A 5,097-nucleotide genomic window follows, 5' to 3' on the forward strand; every position below is an offset into this window, starting at 1 on the left:
CTAATATTACGAGATAAAAAGGCCTTTTTCCGTTAAAATAACTTCATAATTGACAAAAGGGTTGGAAATCAATTCGATTTCCAACCCTTTTGTCTACAGTCTGAAAACTCCACCAGCTAGTTGGTGGAGTTTTGTTTATGTTCATTCATACGGCGTACTCTATAAATGATCAAAATTAGCGCGGCAACTATAAGCCCTTCTACGATCGGAAGGAAAATGGCGAAAAACGTCAAAATAATACATCCTAAAAATAGGAAACTATAAACGACAACATTTTGCCAAAGCTTTATTTTGCGCGCAAAACCTAACTTATAAACGATAGCTGAAAGGATGAAAACGACAATGAACAACAAAATACCAGTCATTGAAGATGATGTCAGCTCATAAATCATTCGAACAACTGGAGACATTGCTTCAATTGTATCTGCATCCCCAATAGTACCATTCATATAGCACATTCCCTTCTAAGCAAAGCGATTGTACGCATTCTTTTTATTTCCCACTATTATTATACAGTGAAACTTGTATGAGTGGGGATAATATACACACCCGCTCATACAAGTTATTGCCAGCTCAACTTTACTATCTGTTTTTTCGAGCTAACAACTGTTCTTGCCGATGTGAAAATTTTGCAACAGATGAGTACCGCACAACTCATTCACCAAGTTTTTTCTTTTTTTGTGCACGTTCCCGTTCGTTCTTATCGAGGATTTTTTTGCGCAAACGAATTGATTGAGGAGTCACTTCACAATATTCGTCATCACCAACATATTGCAAAGCCTCTTCCAATGATAAAATCCGAGGTTTTTTCGTCGTGACAGTTTGGTCCTTTGTTGCTGAACGGACGTTTGTTGCATGTTTTACTTTCGTCAAATTGATCGTCAAATCATTATCACGGTTATTTTCACCGACAACCATCCCTGCATAAATTTCAGTTCCGGCCTCTACAAACATAATACCTCTATCTTCCAATTGCATTATACCATATCCAGTAACGGTTCCGGTCTCCATGGAAACTAATACACCATGGCGTCTTCCGCCAACCTTCCCATGAGCGACAGGCTTGTACGAATCGAAAGTATGATTGATGATCCCATATCCTCTTGTTAAAGAAAGAAACTCTGTAGAATAGCCAATCAAGCCACGTGCAGGAACTAGGAATATGAGTCGTACTTGGCCATTTCCATTATTGATCATATCAAGCATTTCACCTTTTCGCTCGCCAATCGACTCAATGATGGAGCCAGTATACTCTTCTGGAATATCGATTTGCACCCGTTCTACAGGCTCAGAGCGAACACCATCGATCTCTTTTATAATGACTTCCGGTTTAGATACCTGAAGTTCATAGCCCTCCCGTCGCATATTTTCAATTAATATGGACAAATGTAGTTCGCCCCTGCCGGAAACGACCCATGCATCAGGAGAATCCGTCGGATCAACACGCAAAGATACGTCCGTTTCCAATTGTTGCTCTAACCGCTCTTCAATTTTCCTTGCAGTTACCCATTTCCCTTCTTTACCTGCAAAAGGGCTATTGTTCACTAAAAATGTCATTTGCAATGTCGGTTCATCGATATGAAGAGCCGGCAATGCCTCAGGATGGTCTACAGGACATACCGTATCGCCAACATCGATCCCTTCCATTCCTGAAATGGCAACGAGATCTCCAGCGTTTGCTTCATTGATTTCAATTCTTTTAAGACCTAAAAACCCATACATTTTTGTAACTCGGAAATTTTTCGTTGATCCGTCGTGTTTAATGACTGTAACTTGTTGACCGACTTTCATCGTTCCTCTAAACACTCGACCGATGCCGATTCGTCCAACATAGTCATTGTAGTCCAAAAGCGAAACTTGGAATTGCAACGGCTCATCACGATTGTCAATCGGTGCCGGGATATGTTCTACAATGGCGTCGAATAGAACCCGTAGTGTATCTTCCTGATCAGCAGGGTTAGGTGATAAACTTGCTGTTCCATTAAATCCTGAAGCATAGACAACTGGGAATTCCAGTTGTTCGTCGTTGGCATCCAACTCGATGAATAGCTCCAACACTTCGTCGACGACTTCTTCCGGACGTGCAAATTCCCGGTCAATCTTATTGACTACGACAATTGGCTTCAAATTAGTTTCCAATGCTTTTTTCAAAACAAACCGGGTTTGCGGCATACATCCCTCAAAGGAGTCGACTACAAGAATAACACCATCAACCATTTTTAAAATCCGTTCTACTTCTCCCCCAAAATCAGCATGTCCAGGGGTATCCAAAATGTTGATTTTTGTATCTTTATATTCAATACCAGTATTTTTGGCTAAAATCGTAATTCCTCGTTCACGTTCAAGATCATTGGAGTCCATTGCACGTTCTTCCACATGCTCATTCGTCCGGAAAATCCCGGATTGTTTCAATAATTGGTCGACAAGAGTTGTTTTTCCGTGGTCGACGTGTGCGATGATCGCTATATTTCGTAAATCATTACGTATTGTTGTCATATTTTCACTCCGTTTGTCTTTTTTCAGATGCTTAACTGTGTTATTATAGCACATAGGACATAGATTAAAAAACATTTACTTTAGGCGGAGGTTAATTCAATTGAAAAACATTAAATGGGTTTTCGTCATTTATTCTCTCGCTGCAGTAGCTGCAATGTGCGGAATTGGTGTCGGTGTCGGCATGCGCAGCATTCCTGTTGCCGCCATCTCTATTTTAGCCCTATTCTTCGTCATGGGGAACGGCTTCAAAACAAAAAAGAAAATGCGCGAAGAAGGATTGCTTTAATGCTACTTCTTTCATATAAAGGGACTGGAATCTTTACGATCATTCCAGTCCCTTTTTCATTTTATTTTAATTGAATATAATTTGTCAGCAATTCATCATGCAACTTCGGCTTTGCGACAATGAATGTATCTTGTCCCAATAAATGCGGTTTTTCACCTTTCATATTCGTCGCAATCGCTCCAACTTCCTGTGCAATGACCATGCCTCCAGCAATATCCCATGGCGATAGACGCAATGACATATACGCGTCGATTCTCCCCGAAGCAACATATGCCAATTCAATCGCCGCCGAACCGTAAGAGCGTGTTCCTCGACAAGCTTGTACCATTTTCGCAATCGGTTCATTTTCAATACGCCGATTCGGCGCTACCCAGCTTGCGTTCACACCAATGATTGCTAATTCCAAAGGTGTGCTTTCCAATGCAGGAAGCCGCTCATCGTTGTAATATGCACCTTCGCCCTTCATAGCATGATAAAAATCATCGTTCATCACATCATATATATATCCTAAGATGCCCATCCCATCCATATAAATGCCTAATGAAATGGCGAAATTCCGTTTTTGGTGAATGAAGTTCATCGTACCGTCAATCGGATCAAGCATCCATATGATGCCATCAAGTGAATCAATTTGATCTCCGAACCCTTCCTCGCCAAAAATTTTATGGTCGGGAAAGTCTTTCCGAATCCTTTTTATGAAAAACTGCTCGATCCCTCTGTCGATATTCGTAACAAGATCATTGGCATCCGCTTTTGATTCAATATCGATCGTATTGAAAAATGATACTCTAATTTTATGGCCTGCTTCCCGGATCAATGACTTTGCATACCGGTCAATCATTCCCCAATTCATTGCCATCCCCCTTATTGTAACGGTAAAATTCATCCGTAATTTGAATTGTGCATATGTATAATGGCCGCTTCAACTATATCCGTTTCGCGGCCAATCCATTATAACACAATCAATCAATGGCCAACCTGTTTACAAATTCCCGCCTATGGGTAAATAAAAAAGGTGTCATTCACGTTTCCTCCATTTCAGAAGAATTCGTGAAGGCACCTTTCTCCGGCTCAACAGGCTTCCATTAAGCAAACGCATTAAACGTCTCCAGCTCACTATGGATTTCAGTGAGTCTAAGCTTGCTTTTTTCAATTTGCTTTTCATCTTTTTCTTGGACTGCATCATGAAGCGTAGCTAATTCATAATCCAATTCTAAATGCAGCAGCTTCACATATTCCTTTTCAATCTCAGCTTTACGAATGATATGGACAACTTGTTTCATGGATTAACACCCCTTTTTGTAATTAGCTTCCGTCCAACGTATTCTTACTCTTAGCGTATGCCGGCCTCGTCGCTTTTGTTAGTTATAAGCCTTCTTGTATAAGATTGTTCCCCATTTTCTGTTACGATAAACGTGGAATAATTAAACGGAGGTAATAAGATGTCGTACCAATTTTGGACAAAAGACGATTTTGATGTCTTTTCAATCGATGGTTTAGAACATAGAATGGAGGCTCTTCAAAATAAAATCCAGCCGAAGTTCAAACTCATCGGAGATCATTTATCAACTTACTTATCATCCCACGGAACGGGTGAATTTTACCCTCATATCGCAAGGCATGCCAGACGTACGGTCAATCCGCCGAAGGACAGTTGGGTCGCCTTCGCACCGGCTAAAAGAGGATATAAGGCATTGCCTCATTTCCAAGTTGGCTTATGGGGCACCCATCTGTTTATCGTTTTAGCTGTTATTTATGAAAATCCAGATAAAAAAGGAATTGCTGAAAGGCTTCTGCAAAACAGTAAATTGATTCAATCATTGCCTAAAGACTTTGTCATAAATGGAGATCATATGAAACCTGACGCGATGAATATTAAGGAAATTAGCAAAGAGGGGATTGAGAAGCTTTTGGAGCGCCTTCTAACTGTCAAAAAAGCTGAACTCGTTATCGGGAAACATGTACAGCCAGAAGCTGCATATCAATTAAGCGAAAAAGAATTTATGACACTTTGCGAATCAACGATCGATGAGCTGTTCCCTATTTATGATGTCATGATTGGCCGTTCTTAAGCATCACAAAACGCATAAATCGCTTGAATTCACGCATTCTCTAAGAAAAGCGGCGCAGAAATAAATTCCCATTTCGCTCGTTTTACTACACGCTATTGAAACGGACCGCTTTCTACTAACGTAAAAAATCAAAAAAAGAAGGGGGCTGTCCAGAAAGTCAGTGAAAACTGATTTTCTGTGATAGTCCCTTTCTGGTTGGAGAATAAATGGGGAACCCCTGACAACCGTCGCTTTCCGTTCCAG

The 5,097-nt window shown here is 40.6% G+C and carries 6 protein-coding genes; 2 read left to right on the forward strand and 4 right to left on the reverse strand.

Features of this window, described 5'->3' with window-relative positions:
• Positions 1-116: 116 nt before the first annotated feature.
• Together ACFQ38_RS11650 and typA are read right to left on the reverse strand one after the other, a co-directional pair.
• A complete protein-coding gene (locus tag ACFQ38_RS11650) occupies positions 117-449 on the reverse strand; it encodes a YlaH-like family protein (protein WP_336824863.1) in 333 nt (110 codons plus the stop codon).
• Between the two features lie 205 nt (positions 450-654).
• The gene (typA, locus tag ACFQ38_RS11655; protein ID WP_336824864.1) at positions 655-2,496 is read right to left on the reverse strand and encodes a translational GTPase TypA; all 1,842 of its coding nucleotides are present in this window, start codon (positions 2,494-2,496) and stop codon (positions 655-657) included.
• Between the two features lie 100 nt (positions 2,497-2,596).
• Here typA and ACFQ38_RS11660 point away from each other — a divergent pair, with 100 nt between their 5' ends.
• A complete protein-coding gene (locus ACFQ38_RS11660; protein WP_336824865.1) occupies positions 2,597-2,782 on the forward strand; it encodes a YlaF family protein in 186 nt (61 codons plus the stop codon).
• A gap of 61 nt (positions 2,783-2,843) precedes the next feature.
• On the opposite strand, the gene ACFQ38_RS11665 is transcribed toward ACFQ38_RS11660, so the two are convergent.
• Both ACFQ38_RS11665 and ACFQ38_RS11670 read right to left on the reverse strand, forming a co-directional pair.
• Positions 2,844-3,635, reverse strand: a complete 792-nt coding sequence (locus ACFQ38_RS11665) for an inositol monophosphatase family protein (RefSeq protein WP_336824866.1) — start codon at positions 3,633-3,635, stop codon at positions 2,844-2,846.
• A gap of 232 nt (positions 3,636-3,867) precedes the next feature.
• Entirely contained in the window at positions 3,868-4,065 is a 198-nt protein-coding gene (locus tag ACFQ38_RS11670; protein WP_336824867.1) for a hypothetical protein, read from the reverse strand.
• A gap of 159 nt (positions 4,066-4,224) precedes the next feature.
• On the opposite strand from ACFQ38_RS11670, the gene ACFQ38_RS11675 reads away from it, so the two are divergent.
• Positions 4,225-4,854: a YktB family protein gene (locus ACFQ38_RS11675; RefSeq protein ID WP_336824868.1), complete on the forward strand. Its 630-nt coding sequence runs from the start codon at positions 4,225-4,227 to the stop codon at positions 4,852-4,854.
• The last annotated feature ends 243 nt before the right edge of the window (positions 4,855-5,097 follow it).

The sequence above is a fragment of the Sporosarcina contaminans genome, from assembly GCF_042679045.1.
Taxonomy (GTDB): Bacteria; Bacillota; Bacilli; order Bacillales_A; family Planococcaceae; genus Sporosarcina; species Sporosarcina contaminans.

Excerpts from the sequence above, each read along its gene's own strand:
- typA (WP_336824864.1), bottom strand. The coding sequence starts at position 2,496 with ATGACAACAATACGTAATGATTTACGAAATATAGCGATCATCGCACAC.
- ACFQ38_RS11670 (WP_336824867.1), bottom strand. The coding sequence starts at position 4,065 with ATGAAACAAGTTGTCCATATCATTCGTAAAGCTGAGATTGAAAAGGAA.
- ACFQ38_RS11675 (WP_336824868.1), top strand. The coding sequence starts at position 4,225 with ATGTCGTACCAATTTTGGACAAAAGACGATTTTGATGTCTTTTCAATC.
- ACFQ38_RS11650 (WP_336824863.1), bottom strand. The coding sequence starts at position 449 with ATGAATGGTACTATTGGGGATGCAGATACAATTGAAGCAATGTCTCCA.
- ACFQ38_RS11665 (WP_336824866.1), bottom strand. The coding sequence starts at position 3,635 with ATGAATTGGGGAATGATTGACCGGTATGCAAAGTCATTGATCCGGGAA.